Genomic DNA, 16,062 nt, shown 5'->3' on the forward strand with positions numbered 1-16,062 from the left:
GCGTAACCCAGCATGGCTGCGGTCAGGCGATGGGTTGCGGCGCGCCGCGCCTCCACCCATCCTACAGGCAGCGTAGGATGGGTGAAGCGAAGCGTAACCCATCGTTGCCCGGCATCGCGATGGGTTGCGGCGCTGCGCGCCTCCACCCATCCTACGCGAAGAGTCTGGAGCCATGACACGTACCCCGGCACCCCGTCACATCGAGATCACCCCCGAGAACAAATGCGGCTTCTGCCCCGGCAGCAAGTGCTGCACCTACATCACCCAGAAGATCCCGGGGCCGCGCTCCATGGCCGACTTCGATCATCTGCTGTGGCAGCTCGCCCATCGCGGCGTGCAGGCCTACCGCGACAGCGACGGCTGGTATCTGCTCATTACCCACCCCTGCAACTTCCTGCAGCCGGACGGGCGCTGCGGCATCTACGCCACCCGCCCGCAGCTGTGCCGGGACTACACCAACGACTTCTGCGAATTCGACCAGCCGGCCGAGGAGGGATTCGATCTGTATTTCCCGGACTACGCGTCGCTGGATGCCTACTGCAGGCAGCGGTTCAGGCGCTGGGATGCGCGGTTCGGGTGAGTGAGGAGTGGCGGCCCATATTCTGTTTCAGCCGTCATCCCCGCGCAGGCGGGGGATCCAGCTAGCGCTGCGGCCACTGGATCCCGGCCTGCGCCGGGATGACGGAGGCAACGGAATCGTAGGTCGGGTTAGCCCGTCAGGGCGTAACCCGACGTGGATCGCGGTATATGTCGGGTTACGCTGCGCTAACCCGACCTACACCCTTCTGAACCCAACGACCGGATCAGTTCATCGAACCCGTCGATGGCCTCGAACTCCCCGGTATCGCGTTCGGGCCCGCGGGTGTCGGGGCGCTTCACCGCCCGCAGGTGCTCGATGCCGTAGTCACGGGCCGAGCGCAGCACCGGCAGGCTGTCGTCGATGAGCAGGGCAGCGTCTTCCCGGTAGGGCACCCGGTCCTTGAGCCAGTCCCAGAAACGGCGGTCCTCCTTGGGGCGGCCGAAATCGTGCGAGCAGATCTGGCGGTCGAAATGTCCGCCCAGTGCGGTCTCCTGCAGCTTGAGTTCCAGTGCCATGTGGTGGGCGTTGGTCACCAGCACGATCTCCTTGCCGTGGGCGCGGGCCAGGTCGAGGAAATCGGTGACATGCGGATGGATGGCGATCAGTTCCCGGATCTCGCGTTTGAGTTCGGCGATATCCAGATCCAGCTGCTCGGTCCAGTAGTTGACGCAGTACCACTGCATGGTGCCTTCCATGGCGCGGAAGCGCGGATACAGCCGGGCCTTGGCCTCGTCCGGGGCCAGGCCGTGGCGTTCGGCGTAGCGCAGCGGTACGTGCTCCAGCCAGAAATGGTTGTCGAAGTGCAGGTCCAGCAGGGTGCCGTCCATGTCCAGCAGCAGGGTCTGTATGCGGTTCCAGGTCAGCATGGTGCGTCTCGCTCGGGTCGCGGCGGTGGGGCCGGGGGTGTAGAATGCGAATGATAATATCAAGGGTCTTCTGTTGCACGGTGGCTGGGAAGCCTGGCTACACCGTCATTCCCGCGAAGGCGGGAATCTATAGCCCTTAAACCACTGGATTCCCGCCTTCGCGGGAATGACGAAATAAAAAAGGAGAATGCGGCGCGCCCGGTCGGGCGCGTCGTCCCTGAGAGATTGCCGCGGCGCTATGCGCCTCGCAATGACAACCCATTATGTCACATGACCCCGAAATCCTGAACGTCCGCTCCGTGGCCCGTTCCCGCCTGTTCGAGATCGAGGCGCTGGACCTGCGCTTCGGCAACGGCGAGCAGCGTACCTTCGAGCGCCTGCAGGCCGCGGCGTCGGGGGCGGTGCTGATCGTGCCCCTGATCGACGCCGACAGCTTCTGGCTGATCCGGGAGTATGCCGCCGGCACCGAGCGCTACGAACTGGGCTTTCCCAAGGGTCGGATCGAGCCGGGCGAGGACCCGCTGGCCGCCGCCAACCGCGAACTGCGTGAGGAGCTCGGCCTGGCCGCGCGCCGGCTGGAACCGGTCACCCGCCTGTCGCTGGCGCCGGGCTATTTCGGGCATATGACCGAGGTGGTGCTGGCCGGCGAACTGCATCCGGATGCGCTGGAGGGCGACGAACCCGAGCCGCTGGAACTGGTGCGCTGGCGTTTCGATGACCTGGCGGCGCTGCTGGCCCGCGATGACTTTACCGAGGCGCGCAGTATCGCCGCGCTGTTTCTGATACGTGAGAGGTTCAAGCATGAGTGATTCCGTCGATCCCCGCTCCCTGCTGGCGCAGGTCAAGGATCTGGCCCGCGAGGCCGGTGCCCGCATCCTGGAGGTCTACGACACCGATTTCGATGTCGAGTCCAAGGAGGACAACTCCCCCCTGACCGCCGCCGACATGGCCTCGCACACGGCCATCATCAACGGGCTGCGCGCGCTCACCCCGGAGATCCCGGTGCTGTCGGAGGAATCCGCCGACGTGCCCTATGACGAGCGGTGCCAGTGGGACTGGTACTGGCTGATCGATCCGCTGGACGGCACCAAGGAGTTCATCAAACGCAATGGCGAGTTCACCGTCAATATCGCCCTGATCCACGGCGGCCGGCCGGTGCTGGGCGTGGTCTATGTGCCGGTCAAGCAGTGGCTGTACACCGGCTGCGAGGGCGAGGGCGCGACCAAACAGGTGGGCGACAAGCCGGCCGAACCGATCCGGGTGAGCAAGCTGAGTGACGGGCCGGTGCGGGTGGTCGGTTCGCGCTCGCATCGCGGCGACAGCCTGGAGGCCTTTCTGCACAAGCTCGGCGAGCACGAGATCGTCAGCATGGGCAGTTCGCTCAAGCTGTGCCTGGTCGCCGAGGGCGAGGCCGACATCTACCCGCGTCTGGGCCCGACCTCGGAATGGGACACCGCCGCGGCCCAGTGCGTGGTCGAGCAGGCCGGCGGCCGGGTCACGGACCTGGAAATGCAGGAACTGCGCTACAACCAGAAGGAGTCGGTGCTCAATCCCTTCTTTCTGGTGATCGCGGACGACAGCCGGGACTGGGCGCAGTATCTGGAGTGAGGTGCGGGGTACTGGGGACCTTTGAATTTACCCCGTCATCCCCGCGCAGGCGGGGATCCAGTGGCCACGGCGGCTTATGGATTACTCGCTGCGCTCGCCCTTCGGGCCGCCCTGTGGGCGTTCAACGCGCTTCGCGCTTTTGTCCCGCCTGCGCGGGAATGACGGAGGTAGAGCGTAGGATGGGTGAAGCGCAGCGTAACCCATCGTGGTCGGCACATGATGGGTTGCGGCGCACGCGCCTCCACCCATCCTACGTGCTGAGTCTTCTGACCAGGGTGTGCAGGACCATCACCCCCACCGCCGCCCCCACCCCGTCGGCCAGCACGTCCAGTACATCCGGCTCGCGCCCGGGCACAAAACTCTGGTGCCACTCGTCGCTGATCCCGTACAGCACCGCCAGCCCCAGCGCCAGCCAGCGCGCCTGCGCGGCATAGCCGGCCGGACCCGGCCGGAACAGCGCCAGATACAGCCCGCCCAGCACCGCGTAGACGATGGCGTGGAACAGCTTGTCCTGGCCGGGGAACAGCATGGGGGCGTCGATGGCCGGCTGGTCGGAGAGCAGATACAGCACCCCCATCCAGACCAGGGCCAGCACCAGGCTGAGCAGGCGCACGGCAGGGTGGCCGGCCAGGCGGTGCAGTGAGAGCACGGATCAGGCCCGGTTGGGGCGGGCGGCCGGGTCGGCGCGCAGCTGCGGCGGCAGCAGGTCGACCAGCTTGGCGACCAGGCGCTGGGCGAACTGGGGGTCGCGCCCGTCCAGGCTGGCCTGGGTTTGCTGGCAGTCGTTGAACAGCACCGGGATGTTCCACTCGGTGATGAGATCGCAGATCTCGGCGGTGCAGTCCTCGGCGGCCTCGCTGATGTCGATCAGCAGGATGTCCACGTGATAGGGATTGAGTTCGGGGGACTGGCTGTCCTGCAGGCCGAATTCGCCCACCACCCGGATATTGTAGGGTTCGATCAGCCGCCGCAGGTGGCGGCGCAGCACGGCCGACTCGCCGACGATGGCGACCCGGAACGGCCGGGTCTGAACCAGAGCCGGGTCGATATCCGGATCGCTGTCAGACACTGTCCGGGCGGGCGGCTGTGCGGGCTCCGCCGCAGTGGTCGTGGCGGGCGGCCCTGCCGGGACCGCCGCCGGAGGAAGCGTCTGCCCGGCGACCGGCGGCGTTTCCGGCCGGGCCGGCTCCGGGACCGGCTGGTCGGTACGCGCCGCGCCCGGCGGCGGGGCCGGGAACAGGCCGCCGGCCTGCTTCTCGCGCACCACCTCGTTCATCAGGTCGGCGTCGATGCGCTCACGCTGCTCGGCGTAGCCGTAGACCAGGGCGGTGTCGCACAGCAGGTTGACCAGCCGCGGCACGCCGCCGCTGAAGCGGTGCGCGATTTCGGCGGCGGCCTCGGTGAACAATTCCGGATCGCCGCCGGCGGCCTCCAGCCGGTGGCGGATCAGATCGCGGGTCTCCTCCGCCGTCAGCGGGGTGAGGTGATAGTCCACCGTGATGCGCTGGGCGAACTGCACCAGGTCGGGCCGGCGCAGGGTGTCGCGCAGCTCCTCCTGGCCCACCAGCACCACCTGCAGCACCTGGTCCTTGTCGGCGTTGACGTTGGAGAGCATGCGCAGTTCCTCCAACGTCTCCGGGGCCATGTTCTGGGCCTCGTCGACGATCAGCACGGTGCGCCGGTTGCGGGCGTATTCCTGGATCATGAAATCGACGAAGGCCTGGTACAGCTCCACCTTGCCCTTGTCGCGGTAGTCCAGGTTGAACGCCAGCAGGATCCACTGCAGCAGTTCGCCGAAGGAGCGATGGGTGTTGGAGATCAGGCCGACCGTGATGTCCTGCTCCAGGTTGTTGAGCAGGTGACGGATCAGGGTGGTCTTGCCGGTGCCGATGCCGCCGCTGACCACGGTGAAGCCGGCCTGGTTGGCCAGGCCGTATTCCAGCATGGCCAGGGCCATGCGGTGCTTTTTGCTCAGGTAGAGAAAGCTCGGGTCCGGCAGCAGCGAGAAGGGTTTCTCGCGGAATCCGTAGTGGGCTTCGTACATAGATCAATCCGTCATTGCGAGGCGCAACCCATCATGGGTTATCCGCCATGTGATGGGTTACGGCGCTGCGCGCCTGCACCCATCCTACAACACCCGGATCGTGCGTAGGATGGGTGGAACGAAGCGCAACCCATCGCGTGTCAGCCCGCGGCGTCGCTCTTGTTCAGCACAGTACCGAGGATGTTGGTGTTCTCCAGCAGTTCGACCGCGCGCTGCGCTTCCTGCTGCTGGGTTTTGCCGTCCTCCAGCACCAGCAGGGCGGCGTCCACATAGGGCGCGAAGGCCAGGGCGTCGGCCGCGGTCAGCACCGGCGGCAGATCGAACACCACAATGCGTTCCGGATAGCGGGTCTTGAGTTCCTCCACCAGCTGGATCATGCGTGGCGAGTTGAGCAGTTCGGCCGAGTTCTGCACCGGCCGGCCGCCGGGCAGCAGCACCACATGCTCCAGGCCCTCGGGATGGACCAGCAGGTCGGCCAGATCGACCTCATCCAGCAGATATTCGCTCAGGCCCTGGGCCGCGCCGATACCCAGGTAGTCATGGATCGACGGCTGGCGCAGGTTGGCGTCGACCAGCAGGACCGTGTGGTGGATCTCCAGGGCGATGCTGGCAGCCAGGTTGATGGCGGTGACCGTCTTGCCCTCGCCGTCCGACGGGCTGGTCACGGCCAGCACGTTCCAGTCGTTCTCGCGCAGCCGCTGCAGCACCTGGGTGCGCAGGATCTTGAAGGCGTCGGCATACTCGCCGCTCGGGTAGGCGGGCAGGATACGGTGCTTTTTCATGGCGATATTCGAGGCCCTGGTCGTCCGGGTCTGGGTGTAGCTGATGTCCTTGGTCGAGGCGGCCTTGGCCACGGCCCGGCCCGGTGACGCGGGGCGGTGGGCCTGGGGTTGGCTTCCGCTCTCGCGGTCCTTGCGTGCCTTTTCCAGCGCGACCTTGATGCGCTCCATATCTCAAACCTCTTTGGCAAATCGCCGGCCCGGTGGCCGGCCCCGCATTATAACCGTGATTGTATCGGCCCGATAACAGCCAGGGGCGGATGTTCAGGCTATCGGGCAGCGGGAAGAAAAACTTTAGTAATAATAAGTGATTAATTGATAGCCACGGAAAACACGGAAAGCACGGACATACAAAAAAATGGAAAGCTGGGTTTGTCTCTATTCCGTCATTCCCGCCTTCGCGGGAATGACGGTAAGGTAATAATCGGAGTTTGATTACTCGTAGACGTTTCCGTGCTTTCCGTGTTTTCCGTGGCTATGAAATCCCTCAGCCGATGAAATCCATCCCGGTCATGTCGCCGGCCTTGCGCAGGATGCGGAACCAGAGCACATCCAGCGGTGACATGAAGAAGTGCACTGCGAGGACGGCGATCAGCACAGCGACTGCGGTCCCGCCCAGCACCTTCCACTTGCGGCTGCGGCGTTTGCGCGTCTCGCCCTCGGTGCGCTGGTAGGGGATGGCGGCCAGCGGCATCACTTGCAGGGTGTTGGCCACGCCCTTGGCGCCGCGGATGGCATGGTCCAGGCTCTCGGCGACGGCGGCAAGACCGAAGCCCGAGCCCAGCGCCAGCACGAAGCTGAGGAAGATGATGGCCGGGCGGTTCGGGGAGACCGGCTCCTCCGGCAATGCGGCCGGGTCGATCAGGGTGAAACGCTCGCCCTTGGACTCGGATTCCAGCTGCTGGGCGATCTGGGCCTGCATCTCCTTGGCGGTGATCTCCTGGTACTTGGCCACCGTGTTCTGCAGTTCACGCTGCATGGAGCGATATTCGCGCTCCACCTCGGGCGCGGCGGCCAGGCGCTGCTCGTATTTCTTCAGGTCGGCCTGGAGTTGAGCCTTTCGGGCCTCCTGGGCACGGATGTCGTTGAGGGTGGATTCCAGCTGCGACTGCAGGGTGACATAGGCCGGATTGTCCGGGGCCCGCTGGGCGGGCGGGGTTTCCGGGGTCTGCGCAATCTGCGCATTGAGTTCGTCCACCGTCTTCTGCAGCTTGACCACGTCCGGGTGCTCGGGGGCGTATTTCTCCCGCAGAGACGCGAGCTCGGTCTGCAGCCGGTCGCGCTCCTCCAGCAGGGAGGCGCGGTCCGGGCCCAGGCCGGTTTCCTGTTCCAGGCTCTCGATCTCGCGCTGCAGGCGCCGCACGTCCGGGTGGTCGGGTGAGTAGCGCGCGCTCAGGGCGAAGTACTGGGTGCGCAGGGCCTTGAGCCGGGCGGCGGGATTCATCTCCACGTTCTGGCCGTGCGGCTCGATCTGGCCCAGCTGGCCCTCCAGATAGAACTTGCGATCCTCCAGGGCGTTGATCTGGTTGTCGACATCGTCGAGCTGACGCTCGGTGCGGTCCATCAGCTGGGTGGTCAGCTGCGCCTGCTCGGGCAGTGAATGCAGGTGCTGTTCCTTGAAGGTGGAGAGTTCGGATTCCAGGCTGCCGATCCGGCGCTTGAGCCGGTTGGCCTCGCCGCTGAGGAAGGCCAGCGACTGGGCGGCCTGGCTGGTGCGCTCCTTGAGGTTCTCGTTCAGATACAGATTGGTCAACTCGCTGGCGACCTTCTGCACCTGGGTCGGGTTCTCACCCTTGAACGAGAGTTCGAAGGCGATGGTGGCCGGCATGGGGCGGCCGCTGCGGGGGTCGATGACCTCGGCGCTGATCATCTGTACGCCGATGTCCTCGCGCATGGAAGCCAGGACCTCCTCGGTGGTCTGACGTTCGAGTTCATCCCGGTAGAGACCGTACTTCTCGATCAACTGCATCAGGTTGGCGCGGGTCATGACGCGCTGGCTGATCACCTGGATACGCTGGGCGGCGTAGCTGGTCACTGTGGACTGGACCAGTTCGCGCGGCACCTCCTGCTCCTCGATCAGGATGGTGGCGGAGGACTCATAGGTCGGTGGCCAGACCAGGGCGATGATCACGCCCAGGGTGAAGATCACCAGGAAGGTCGCCGCAATGGCGCTGCGGCGGCGCTTGAAGGCGCTGAGATAATCGCTGAGGTCTTTGGTGTTCTCGGTCATATTCTTGGATTTCAATTAATTATCTTGATGCTGTGTAAGGAGGCCAATCATAGGTAAGCGACAAAGATACTACATTTCCGGCGGCAGAATCTAACGCCCCCTCCCTTTCCTGCTTCATATATCGGTACTGGGCCGCAAATCTCCAGTCCCGGGCCAGTTTCCATTCCAGGGATGGGGCGACGCGAAAATAGGTGCGATCGACCTGGGTGTTGGAGTCATCCGTATTCTGGGTCTGGTACCAGCTTGCGTGGAACCGGCCCGTAAGCGTTTCGCTGAACCGGTGGCTGAGGCTGACGCCAACCTTGTCGGTCACGATCAGCCCGGAGATGGCGCTGGGCGAGACGGTGCGGGATATGTCGATGCCAATCTCACCGCGTTCCAGTTGATAAGTGGTGTTTAATGATGCGAGTGCGCCGGTACTGTCCCCTGTCGTGGGTTCGGTTACCACGATGAAGTTCGTCGGGGTGAAGGTGTCAACATCAATGCAGGGTGCGCCAAGGACAGGGATGAGTTCAAACGGCACCAGGGTTGTGCCGGCGGGGCATTCGAGACTGCCCCGCTGCACTTCTGTCTCTGTCTGGCGAACGCCTGCTGAGGCAGAGAATTTCAGGCGTTGCGTGTAATCGTGTTCCAGGCCCAGCGTAAGCTGGGTGTTTTCAGATTTAACCAGTCCGTCATCGCGTTCATAACGTGTCGCACCAAGGCCCAGTGTCCACATGGTGGCCGGGCTTGATCGATACGCAACAGAAAAGGTCGCACTGCCAGTATCATAGTCGCTAATACCAGTGTTTGGGGATTCGTCGTAATCGACAGTGGTATATCCGATGGCCGCGTTCAGCGCCGTTGTCTCGCTCCATGCATAACTCCATCCCGGGTTTACGCTGATCCGGTTCCTTTCGGCGCGATCATAGATAATACCGGTCTCTTCCAGTTCGCTCTCCAGAGTGGTGTCTTTTATCTGACTGAAACTCAGGTTAATCTGCTGGCGTTCAGTAAGACCGTAATAACCGTTCAGGTTGATCCAGCTGCTGTTGGTGTTCAGTTCGTCTTCTGTAAATCGGCGTGGCTCATAGGCCAGATACCCCTGCAGATTGCTACGCGCAGTACGACGGCCAAGACTGATATTGGGCTTAATGGCATATTCGGTGGCGGAAAGCTCGTCACGTGAACGCATCTGCAGATTGTCATTGTATTCCACCCTGCCGCTGATGCTTGGCTCCAGATACCATTCGGCCGCATTGAGCGATGGTGAATGAATGAAATACAGGCCGATAATTGCTGCGATGCCGGATTTTGCGAAGGCGCAAGTGTTTGCGGCGTGCATTTCATCCTCCTGGCGGAAATGTTGGGTGAGCATCGTTCTTTTTGGTGGTGGAACAGGGTTCGGCTTGCGATTGCAGGACGTTGCCTGCTGATAATTGTTATTAAAGATGTTCAGGCTTATTTAATAATTATAGTGTTAAGTGTCCGCACCCAAGGCGGATATCATCTGTGTCGATGAGTTGCTTCCATCAGGGTACGACGACAACGTCGCCGGGTTGGAGGATGATGTTCTGCTCCAGGTTTTGTCCCTTTTCGATGTCGCCATATTCAAAGGGTATTGAGCGCAGCTCGCCGGCTTCGCGTCTGAGGATGCGTATCTTGTTTGCGGCCGCGTAGGTTCCCATGCCGCCGGCCATGGATAATGCCTGTACCACATCCACGTTTCGAGTTGCCGGGAATACCCCGGGGCGATTCACCTTGCCGATCACATATACGATGTTGCCCTGGAGTTGGCTGATGTCCACGCTCACCACCGGATCCGGTATGTATTTCTCGAGCCGTGATTCGATTGTCTCGCGCAGCGTATTAACCGGCGTGTTTGCGGCCTTGATTTCCCCGACCAGAGGGAAGCTGATCATGCCGTCGGGGCGGACGACAAGCTCGCGCTGAAGTCCTTCTTCTTTCCAGACGGAGATATTCAGGATGTCGCCGGGTTGGATCTGGTAAGCCTGTTCCGGCAACTCGCTGGCCGATGCATGAAGACTGGTGGATAACAGAAGCAGCGCGATTAAGATTTGGAATGTTCGCATCGAGGTTGGATCCTGACGTTGGGGTATATGCCTAATTCTTCACATTCCCGTTGTTTTTTGCAAGCCGGAAAAAAACGCGGCCCGAAGGCCGCGTTAGTGACTGCGTGTCGTGCAGCTCCTCAGGAACGACGCCTGCGGCGGACCAGTCCGAGGGAGCCAAGCAGCAATCCAACCAGGGCCCAGTCAAGCGGACGCTGGCTGGTCGTTGCCAGTGAGCAGCCGCCACCGCCAAGGCCGCCATCAGTGGTTTTGGCCTCGGGGGAACTGGGCCCGCTTGTCACGCCCACACCGCCCGGATCGGCGATCACGCCGTCCCTGTCGTCATCGTCATTGGGGCCGCCATCAGTGATGGTCAGCTGCACGCATTGATCGTCAGCGCGGAGCATGTTGGCCATGATACTTGATGACTCGCTGCTGTAATCACCGGAGCCGGGCTCTGGGCAGCTGCCGTCGGCGTTGAGAGCGGCCGTTGTAACGCTGTCTGTCCCATCCTCGACAAAGGTGCTCCAGGAGTCGGTGTCGGGATCGTATTTGCGGTACAGCGAATACCAGGGAATAGGCTCGCTCAGCGGCAGCACAACGTAGATGGTTTCGCCGGTAGCGCGCCCGGTGACCTCGAAGTCGAAGCACCCGCCGATGCAGGATCGCTCCACGCTGTCGTCAGTGGATGCGCCGAATGTATCCATCAGCTCGCTTTCCGTGATGGTGATTCCGCCCAGAGCGGTGCCGACCGTTCCCGGGTTCACTGGCAAGGGCGAGGTGTTGTCGACGGGGTTGTTGACGGCGGGGATCGTGGTGGTGAAGCCGCCCGTGGTGATCGGCTGCTCGCCGTCAATGGTGCTCAGGTCGAACGCGGCATTCATGCCCTTGAAGGGGCCATCTACCATCTTGGTGCCGATGATGCCGTCCCCGTCCGGGTCGGTGCTGACCAGTTCCGCGCCGGCGCAGCCGAAATCCCAGACCACGACCACATCGATGCTCTTGTTGACCGACCAGTCGAACAGCATGTGGGCGCCGAGCTGGTTCGGGCCTACCGTCATGCTCAGAGGCTGCGGTGCAGTGCAGCTGGTTGAGCCATCATTGAGGCAGGTCTCGAAGGTGTAGGTGCCGGGCTGGTCGAACAGCCTGATGCCGCTGGTGCTCCATAGACTGCCGAAGAAGGGCTTGCCGGACTCCAGTTCTGCGCCGGAATCGGTGCAGGAAGTGTCGGCGCATGTGACCGAGCCGTTGATATGGCCTGTCACCTCTTCGTCCACGGTGCCGACCAGGCTGTTAGTGGAGTCACGCATGATGAAGGTGCCCTCCAGCTGCCGGACGAGGTCCGCAGTCAGGAAGGTCGCGTCCACCTCACAGGGCTGGCCGATGATGCCGGTCGGAAGATCGAGCGTAACAGTCTGTTCGTAGGTGAAGGAATTGCCGGTTGCATCCGTAACGCGCCAGTAGACTGTGTTCGCGCCGGCGGCAAAGTCGCTGGAGCTTTCGTCGGCAGCGGCAGTGTCCGCGGTCCAGTTCAGATTGTCCAGGGACCATTCAACGACCGGATCGGGATCGGTGGCGTCGTCAGCCACGATGCTGCCGGCAGTACTGCCCGGGCCTTCGAAGGTCACGGTCTCTGCGGTGCTGCTGACGGATACCGTAATGTCCGAAGGGACGCTCGAGAAGGTCGGGGCGGTCGTGTCAGTAATGGTGATGGTCACCGTCTGGCTGCCCAGCGTGCCGTCAACAGCCGGGTCGGTGAGCCAGGCGCGCCAGTCGACCGTAAAGCTGTTGACCGTCTCGGTGAGATCGAAGTCGACATTGTTGACGCCGCCGCTGTCAGCTTCCCAACTGCCGGTGTTGGGGTTATAGAACTCAACGGTACCGCCGGACTCGTCCGTCACGGTGCCGATGTCAACAGTGACGGTGGTCGGTGTGGCGGTTTCCGCGACCGTGGTATCGGGATCGGCCGGAACAGTGAACGTCGGCCCGCTGCCGTCGCTCACCAGTTCCAGGCTGGTGAGGTCGAAGTTGGCGTTGAAGTTCTGGAACGGGCCGTCCGCCATGGGATTACCGCCGATACCATAGTAGGTGAAGAAGGTATCGCCGTTATCGTCGTGGGTGCCTGGGGTGGCGCCGGTATTTGCACTGAAATCGTTGTTGTTGGCGGCGGTATCGGTCACCAGGGGCAGGGCGCCGCTGGGGTTTATGCCCATGCAGCCGCCGCCCGTGTTGCTGGTGAAGTCGCCGTCTGCGCCTATGGCGCACCCGGCCGCAAGCGAGGTGTTCCAGGCGGTGGTGGCAACCGGTGTGGCGCCAAGGCTGAGGTAACCGTAGGTGGCGCCGGTATAGGTACCATCGGAATCGGGGGTGGCGCCGCTGCCGGTGAGGACGTCCCCAACGGTCGGGGTGCCGCCCAGATAGGTCAGCAGGCCGCTGGCGTCCCAGACGATGGAGACCGGAATGCCATCATTGCCGTTCCAGTCGAACAGCATATTGCCGAGCAGCAGGGTGCCTGGCCCGGCCTGTCCGTCAGTGTCGGTAAAAGTCACCCCGGAAGCGACGGCCGGCAGGGAACCATTGAAGAAGTCGAACGAGTCAATGGTCATGCTGCCGGTGTTATCGGTGTCGTCGATGGTAAGAGTGCCGGACACGGGCGTCTGGAAGCGATTCACGCCCTTGGAGGGGAGGCTGGTGTTCTCGAGGGCGGCGCCGTCCGAATCCAGCATGGTGAAATAGCCGGTCCAGTTGAAGGTATAGGTGGTGGCTGACACGGTCTGCGGTGCCATGGCCGTACCCAGCGCTGCTGCAATGGCGGTTGCCGTAATGCTGCGTTTGGCTGATTGGGTCAGAGTGTTCATCGGGATTTACTCCTCCTGCATGCCATCGTGAATTGTTTGTGGCATGTTCATTGTCTTAACGTCGGGATATGCGGTTTTATGCCTACATCTTGAAGGCAAAACTGACTCCCAGGGAATTCTGATACATCGAGATGGCGGCGTTGTCCTCACCCGGTGCCCGGTTGGTGAAGGCGGTGGTGCCCTTGATGGTGTTCTCGAAGGCGTGCATATAGTTGAACGACCATTCGATGTTGGGGCTTGGGCGGTAGCTGGCGCCGAAGGTGAGATGCCATTCGACCGTTGCGGGTGCCAGCATGTTGAACAGGACCTGATCCTCCTGGATGGGGGATTCACCGTAGTTCACGCCGGCGCGGAAGCTCCAGGTCTTGTTGTAGTCATAGTTGACGCCCAGCTTGTAGACGGTCTGGTCTTCCCAGCCGAACCCCATACCGTCATTCCCGCCGAGGTTGCAGCGCGACGGATCGAGGCTGTCGTCACCGGGGCACAGGGGATTGAGGTCCACCGGGTCGATGGGTCCGGGGTTGCTGACCGAGCGGATGCTGCTGTAATCGATGTACTGAACATCAGCGGCAATCGTCAGTTTCTTGGTGGGCTGGTAGGCAATCCCGACTGTGTAATGCGCAGGGATGTCGAAATCGCCCTGCTCGGCAAACAGGTTCTCGTATTTCTTGAATTCCGTCATGTAGACGCGCGAGGCATAGTTCCAGCCGAAGGTGAGCTTGTCATCGAAGAACTTGTGCAGGCCGCCCAGACGGAAGCCGGCGCCATAGGACCAGTCGTTGCCCTCGCCGCTGACCCTGTCGGTGGCGGCGGCGAAGCCCAGATCCTCGAACGCGCCCAGGCCGTAGGCACGGAAGGTCTGGACGGCAAGCGCCACCGAGGCGCCAAGGGTATGGTCCCGGTGCACGCGGTAGGCGACGCTGGGCAGCATCTGCATCTGCATCAGCATGACGCCCACGGTCGTGCTGTCGGCGTTGCAGTTGAAATTGAAGAAGTAGCTGTCGGTGCCGCCGCTGGTATCGCCGTTGACGCAGCTGGGGTTGCCCGGGACTTCCTGGTTGTACCGGGTGCCGAGACCTGCCCCGATGGCGGCCATTCCGATCACCATGTCGCGGTTGAAGCGGAATGCGCCCCCCATGTTGGGAATGAGAAAGATGTTGCTGCCGCTCTTCTCGCTGGTAACGCCGTTGGTTGTTCCCAGGGTGTCGCTGCTGTGATAGATCGACCGGGGTGGGTTGAAGAACTCGCCGCCCACATCCACCCGCAGGGTGTTCATATCGATATCCATCATGGCGGCGGGGTTGGCGGCAGCAGCGAGGGCGTCCTGGGCATAGGCCACACCGACACCACCCATGGCGCGGGATTTTGCGCCGAAGCCGATCAGGAAATAACCATTGGTGGCTACAGCCGCGCTGGGTATGACTGCACTGAGGGCAGCGCACAGCGGGAGCAAGCGTGTCATCCGCGCTCTCATGGGACTCCTCCATTGTCTGTTATGTTATTGAGTTTTCAGTATCTTATATTCGCTGGGCATTCTGTTCCCGGTCTGTGCCGCCAGCGCGGCCGCAACCCGGGCAGAACCGGGACGCAAATCAACAGGGAAGTCGAGCGATGATGGTTCGGGATAAATTGAAAGTCAAGACAGACTGACGCCATGAATTACGGCTGTTCAGTTAGGCGCTGTCGAACGGAAACATGTCCGCTTACCCCCTGCCATGATGCTTTTTCCGGCAGATGGCGGTCGCCTCTGCTCAAGCGCATGCGCTGATGGCCTCCGGGCGAAAAGTTGTCGGTATCGCTTACAAAATTACGACCCACGAGCACAACCGATCGAGTTCGACTTTTTAGTCAGGCGATCAGCAACATAAGTAAAGAAATGGGGGAAGTTTGCGGCCTGGGCTGTTGTCGGCAAGCTTGACAAAGTGCCTGTTCTGAATGAGAGGGTACAGAGCAGGGTGTTTTCAATATTATGTTTTTATTACAAAAATAATAGTTGGCGTGGAGATTGCTTTTTCACTGGCACCGAGCTTATGTCACAGCCGGTGTTTGAGAAGCAAAACTCAAATCCATGTTTGGAGGAGATCCACAAAATGACTATGAAAAAGAATTTGGTAGGCGCGGCGATTGCTGCTGCAGTGGGTGTCGCAGCCCCTCAGGCTGCCATGGCCGACATCATCACTGCCGATTGGGATGGCCTGTTCACCATGCTGGATTCCACTGGTGCTGCACTCGATAATGGTAGCCTGCCCAAGGGTACCAACCGATTCCAGACCCCGGTCAACGGTACCATCCAGTTCGACACCGATACCGGCACTGGCAGTGCGACGCTGGTGCCCTTCGATTTTTTCAACGGTTCCCTTCCGGCCGAAGCCGTGGGCATTGAGTTCCAGGCCATCGGTGATGGCATGGGCGGTGAGGGCTCGCTGGTGCTGGGGAACATGCTGTTCAACTGGAACGGCAACACCGGTATCCCGGTTTCCATCGTACTGGACGCGGCTGGCTTCTTCGGCGGCATGCAGGCTGGTTTGATCGGAGACGGCGACCTGACCCAGGCTGAGGTCGCGGGCTTCGGTGCGACTCCGGCCTCCGACGGCACGTACACTAATGGTACTTATGGTTATCTGGGTGTCGGCCCGGTACCGATCGCAACCACTGAGTGGAATACCAGCTTTGCCCCTGGCTGTAGTCTGGGCGATTGCGAGGGAGTAAGTCCTTCCGGTGCCTTGCCGCTGGTTGAGGATACTGACGCTAACCTGAACGAGTTCGCCCAGGGCGACGGTGTTGGTATCGGCGGCAATCCGATGGCCGATGGCCCTTTCCAAGGCTTCAACGCCAACTTCGATATCACCGCTATGACCAACATCCAGGTGACGCCGTCGGCCATTCCGGTCCCGGCCGCAGTCTGGCTGTTCGGCTCCGGCCTGCTGGGCCTGGTCGGCGTAGCGCGCCGTCGTAAGGCCTGATGTAGGCCTGCCGGAGGTGGGGATCAGCAGCCCACCTCCGTGCTAAGGAATTCAAAACAATAAAGCTGATCTTATCAACGGGC

At 62.0% G+C, this 16,062-nt stretch carries 13 protein-coding genes; 4 read left to right on the plus strand and 9 right to left on the minus strand.

All coding sequences use genetic code 11. The features are described from left to right. Positions 1-172 precede the first annotated feature (172 nt). The gene (locus tag CFK21_RS03805; RefSeq protein WP_096364916.1) at positions 173-580 is read left to right on the plus strand and encodes a YkgJ family cysteine cluster protein; all 408 of its coding nucleotides are present in this window, start codon (positions 173-175) and stop codon (positions 578-580) included. 185 nt (positions 581-765) lie between these two features. On the opposite strand, the gene yrfG is transcribed toward CFK21_RS03805, so the two are convergent. Continuing rightward, positions 766-1,446 (minus strand): GMP/IMP nucleotidase, encoded by a 681-nt coding sequence (gene yrfG / locus CFK21_RS03810; protein ID WP_096364918.1) that lies wholly within the window; start codon positions 1,444-1,446, stop codon positions 766-768. Between the two features lie 263 nt (positions 1,447-1,709). Between yrfG and nudE the strand changes: the two genes are divergently transcribed. Together nudE and cysQ are read left to right on the plus strand one after the other, a co-directional pair. After that, positions 1,710-2,255 (plus strand): ADP compounds hydrolase NudE, encoded by a 546-nt coding sequence (nudE, locus tag CFK21_RS03815; protein WP_096364920.1) that lies wholly within the window; start codon positions 1,710-1,712, stop codon positions 2,253-2,255. Further along, positions 2,248-3,054: a 3'(2'),5'-bisphosphate nucleotidase CysQ gene (gene cysQ / locus CFK21_RS03820; protein WP_096364922.1), complete on the plus strand. Its 807-nt coding sequence runs from the start codon at positions 2,248-2,250 to the stop codon at positions 3,052-3,054. Before nudE ends, cysQ begins: the two co-directional genes overlap by 8 nt. Before the next feature lie 250 nt (positions 3,055-3,304). Here cysQ and CFK21_RS03825 read toward each other — a convergent pair whose 3' ends face one another. The 8 genes from CFK21_RS03825 to CFK21_RS03860 form a co-directional block, all read right to left on the minus strand. Then, entirely contained in the window at positions 3,305-3,703 is a 399-nt protein-coding gene (locus CFK21_RS03825) for a VanZ family protein (RefSeq protein WP_197702990.1), read from the minus strand. A gap of 3 nt (positions 3,704-3,706) precedes the next feature. After that, entirely contained in the window at positions 3,707-5,098 is a 1,392-nt protein-coding gene (locus CFK21_RS03830; protein ID WP_096364924.1) for an ExeA family protein, read from the minus strand. 140 nt (positions 5,099-5,238) lie between these two features. Continuing rightward, complete coding sequence (locus CFK21_RS03835) at positions 5,239-6,048, minus strand: CpsD/CapB family tyrosine-protein kinase (protein WP_096364926.1); 810 nt, start codon at positions 6,046-6,048, stop codon at positions 5,239-5,241. Between the two features lie 316 nt (positions 6,049-6,364). After that, a complete protein-coding gene (locus CFK21_RS03840) occupies positions 6,365-8,122 on the minus strand; it encodes a GumC family protein (protein ID WP_157745328.1) in 1,758 nt (585 codons plus the stop codon). 4 nt (positions 8,123-8,126) lie between these two features. Continuing rightward, the gene (locus CFK21_RS03845) at positions 8,127-9,431 is read right to left on the minus strand and encodes an outer membrane beta-barrel protein (protein WP_172844244.1); all 1,305 of its coding nucleotides are present in this window, start codon (positions 9,429-9,431) and stop codon (positions 8,127-8,129) included. A 187-nt stretch (positions 9,432-9,618) separates the two neighbouring features. Next, entirely contained in the window at positions 9,619-10,179 is a 561-nt protein-coding gene (locus tag CFK21_RS03850; protein ID WP_096364932.1) for a polysaccharide biosynthesis/export family protein, read from the minus strand. Positions 10,180-10,298: 119 nt separating this feature from the next. Continuing rightward, entirely contained in the window at positions 10,299-13,016 is a 2,718-nt protein-coding gene (locus CFK21_RS03855; protein WP_096364934.1) for a hypothetical protein, read from the minus strand. 82 nt (positions 13,017-13,098) lie between these two features. Continuing rightward, positions 13,099-14,478 (minus strand): OmpP1/FadL family transporter, encoded by a 1,380-nt coding sequence (locus tag CFK21_RS03860; RefSeq protein WP_157745331.1) that lies wholly within the window; start codon positions 14,476-14,478, stop codon positions 13,099-13,101. Positions 14,479-15,106: 628 nt separating this feature from the next. Here CFK21_RS03860 and CFK21_RS15380 point away from each other — a divergent pair. Next, positions 15,107-15,979 carry a VPLPA-CTERM sorting domain-containing protein gene (locus CFK21_RS15380; RefSeq protein ID WP_197702991.1) on the plus strand — a complete coding sequence of 291 codons (873 nt, stop codon included), beginning with the start codon at positions 15,107-15,109 and terminating at the stop codon, positions 15,977-15,979. Positions 15,980-16,062 lie beyond the last annotated feature (83 nt).

Origin of the sequence: Thiohalobacter thiocyanaticus (assembly GCF_002356355.1) — a bacterium.
Taxonomy (GTDB): Bacteria; Pseudomonadota; Gammaproteobacteria; order Thiohalobacterales; family Thiohalobacteraceae; genus Thiohalobacter; species Thiohalobacter thiocyanaticus_A.